Genomic DNA, 3,525 nt, shown 5'->3' on the forward strand with positions numbered 1-3,525 from the left:
TCCCGGTTCTGACCATGCGTTCAAAATCGAAATAGTGAATTAACCGGAAGATCCCTAGGAAAAGTCAATGCTACGCCGCCTGCACCCCCACCAGCCCGCCTCCTTCGCCTTCACCCCGGCCAACCTCGCCTGGGCCAAAGCGCAGATCACCAAATATCCCGAAGGCCGTCAGGCCAGCGCCATCATCCCGCTGCTCTGGCGTGCGCAGGAGCAGGAGGGGTGGCTGTCCCGTCCGGCGATCGAACACGTCTCCAGCATGCTGGGGCTGGCGTATATCCGGGGGCTGGAGGTGGCGACGTTCTACTTCATGTTCCAGCTGCAACCCGTTGGGTCTGTTGCGCATCTCCAGATTTGCGGCACCACCAGTTGCATGATCTGTGGCGCGGAGGAGTTGATTGCGGTCTGCAAAGAGATGATTGCCAAGACCCCGCATACGCTGAGTGCAGATGGCAAGTTCAGCTGGGAAGAGGTCGAGTGTCTGGGGGCCTGTGCCAATGCGCCGATGGCCCAGATCGGCAAGGATTACTACGAGGATCTGACGGCAGATGGCCTGCGCGCGCTGATCGGGCGCTTTGCGCTGGGTCAGGTGCCGTTGCCGGGGTCCGAGATCGGGCGCTATGCGGCGGAGCCGTCGGGCGGGCTGACCACGCTGGTCGAGTTCGAAAGCGGGCGGCGGCAGTACAATGCAAGCGTGCAACTGGCCGCCGACCTGAGGGATACCATCAAGCGGATTGATGGCAGCGAGGTGCCGCTGCTGACGCCGTGGCTGGGTAAAGTGGCAGCGGTGCGGCCCGCCAAGGGCGAGGCGGTTGAACCGAAACCGTCCAAGGGCAAGCCCGCCGACGCCAGCGGCGTGACGGTGCAGGAGTCTTCGGCCCAGTCCAAGGGCAAGCCGCGCGTCGACGGCAATGCGCCGAACGCCACTCCGGCGGCAACCCCGGAAGCAAAAGCCATGCCTTCAAGGATTGCTGCGCTGCCTGCAGGCCAGGCGCAAAAGCCCGTGGCATTGACGGCCCCGCGCAAAAGCGGCGCGGATGACCTGACGCTGATCCTGGGGATCGGGCCGAAGCTGGCACTGCTGTGCAACCGCCTCGGCTTTTACCATTTCGACCAGATTGCCGCGTGGAGCGCGGCGGAGATCGCCTGGGTGGACAACAATCTGGAAGGTTTCAAGGGGCGCGTGACCGGTGACAAATGGGTCGTGCAAGCGAAGATTCTGGCGGCGGGAGGGACGGCCGCTGAGGCCGAGGCCGCTGCCAGGGGCTGAACTGCGAGGGAAAGAGGGCCCCGGTCAAGCGGGCTGCATCAACGGGAGTGACACGGAATGCGTAAGGCAGAGAATGTGAATGCGCCTTGGTTGGGCGGTTTCTTGATCGGGGCGGCAGCCGGGCTGGTGGCGTTTGCCGTGGCGGTGGTCGTGGGCAAGTTCGATCTGTTCCCGGCGGCAGCGATTGGCGCGCTGGTCGCGGCAGTGGGCGGGCTGTTTCTGGGCATGCCGTGGGGTGACGCGCGCAAGTCGGTGTTCGATGCCAAGCCGGATGCAATGCCTGCAGCCAAGGTGGCCGTCGCGGCCAACCCGGTCGAGAGCAAACCGGTCAAGGACAAACCGGTCGGGGCCGCAGCGATGGTGCAGCCCGCTGCCGTGATGTCTGCCCCCGTCGCGAAGGCCACGGCACCCGCCGCGCCAAAGGCGAAGGCCGCGCCCAAAGCGAAGGCTCTGGCTGCGACGAAACCAAAGCCGGCTGCAAAGCCCAAGGTCGCCAAGCCAGCTGGGCTTGTCCGCCTGAAGGGGCCGCGCAAGGGGGGCGCGGACGACCTGAAGGAGATCGAGGGTATCGGTCCGGCACTGGAAAAGCTGGTGAACGAAATGGGCTTTTACCATTTTGATCAGATTGCCGGTTGGTCGGATGCCGACGTGGCGCTGGTCGATGCCGAAATGAAGACGTTCAAGGGCCGCATTACCCGCGACAAATGGGTGGCGCAGGCCAAGATCATCGTGGCTGACGGGCTGGATGCCTTCCGCATCCGGGCCAAGACGAACGATTACTGAGGAAAGCTATGGCGCGCCCTGATCCAGACGCAGTGAAGCAGGCGGCGCAGACGCGTCTGGTTGCCTTTGTCATCGCTGGGACCATGATCCTGTGGATGGGCGCGCAGTGGCTTGGAAGCAGGATGGGCTGGGACGCCCGCTATGTGTTCCTGTTGGACTTTGCTGCTTTGGCCGCGTTCTTCTGGGCGATGGTCGTGACATATCAGATCTGGCGGCGACGCCGGGGTTAAGAAGAGGCAAGGGATGCTCAAGGATCAGGACCGCATTTTCACCAACCTTTACGGGATGCATGACCGCAGCCTGAAGGGCGCGATGAAGCGCGGGCATTGGAACGGCACGGCCGAGATCATCCAGCGCGGGCGCGACACGCTGATCGAGCAGGTCAAGGCCAGCGGTCTGCGCGGGCGCGGCGGGGCGGGGTTCCCGACCGGCCTGAAGTGGAGCTTCATGCCCAAGCAGTCGGATGGGCGGCCAAGCTATCTGGTGATCAATGCCGACGAGAGCGAACCCGGCACCTGCAAAGACCGCGAGATCATGCGGCACGATCCGCATACGCTGATCGAAGGGGCGCTGATTGCCTCTTTCGCGATGAATGCCAATGCCTGCTACATCTACATTCGTGGCGAATACATCCGCGAGCGCGAGGTTCTGCAGGCGGCGATTGACGAATGCTATGACGCGGGGCTGCTGGGCAAGAACGCTGCGAAATCCGGTTGGGATTTCGACTGCTACCTGCACCACGGCGCTGGCGCCTATATCTGCGGCGAGGAAACCGCGCTGCTGGAAAGCCTTGAGGGCAAGAAGGGCATGCCGCGGATGAAGCCGCCGTTCCCGGCGGGCAGTGGCCTTTACGGCTGCCCGACCACGGTGAACAACGTCGAATCCATCGCGGTGGTGCCAACGATCCTGCGGCGCGGGCCGGAATGGTTTGCCTCGTTCGGGCGGCCGAACAACACCGGGACCAAGCTCTTTGGCATTTCGGGGCATGTGATGCAGCCCTGCGTCGTCGAAGAGGCGATGTCGATCCCGCTGAAGGAGTTGCTGGAGCGGCATTGCGGCGGCGTGCGCGGCGGCTGGAAGAACATCAAGGCGGTGATCCCGGGCGGATCGTCGGTGCCCTTGCTTACGCAGGCGCAGTGCGACGATGCAATCATGGATTTCGACTGGCTGCGCGAGCAACGCTCGGGTCTGGGCACGGCGGCGGTGATCGTGATGGACCAGTCGACCGACGTCATCAAGGCGATCTGGCGGCTGTCGAAGTTCTACAAGCATGAGTCCTGCGGCCAGTGCACGCCGTGCCGCGAGGGCACCGGCTGGATGATGCGGGTGATGGACCGACTGGTGCGCGGCGAGGCGGAGGTCGAAGAAATCGACATGCTGATCAGCGTGACCAAGCAGGTCGAGGGGCACACGATCTGCGCCCTTGGCGACGCGGCGGCCTGGCCGATTCAGGGCCTGGTGCGGGCGTTCCGCGA

4 protein-coding genes are annotated in these 3,525 nt (G+C 64.1%); all 4 read left to right on the top strand.

The window, feature by feature from the left end; genetic code table 11:
- The first annotated feature begins 67 nt into the window (after positions 1–67).
- Positions 68–1,267, top strand: a complete 1,200-nt coding sequence (locus RMO18_RS20620) for an NADH-quinone oxidoreductase subunit E (protein ID WP_309668403.1) — start codon at positions 68–70, stop codon at positions 1,265–1,267.
- A 57-nt stretch (positions 1,268–1,324) separates the two neighbouring features.
- Positions 1,325–2,050: a hypothetical protein gene (locus tag RMO18_RS20625; protein ID WP_309668404.1), complete on the top strand. Its 726-nt coding sequence runs from the start codon at positions 1,325–1,327 to the stop codon at positions 2,048–2,050.
- A gap of 8 nt (positions 2,051–2,058) precedes the next feature.
- Positions 2,059–2,280 carry a DUF5337 domain-containing protein gene (locus RMO18_RS20630; RefSeq protein WP_309668405.1) on the top strand — a complete coding sequence of 74 codons (222 nt, stop codon included), beginning with the start codon at positions 2,059–2,061 and terminating at the stop codon, positions 2,278–2,280.
- Positions 2,281–2,293: 13 nt separating this feature from the next.
- The coding region (gene nuoF / locus RMO18_RS20635) for an NADH-quinone oxidoreductase subunit NuoF (RefSeq protein ID WP_309668406.1) at positions 2,294–3,525 on the top strand (1,232 nt) is incomplete at its 3' end.

It is taken from the genome of Tabrizicola sp., assembly GCF_031377265.1.
GTDB lineage: Bacteria > Pseudomonadota > Alphaproteobacteria > Rhodobacterales > Rhodobacteraceae > JAUYQR01.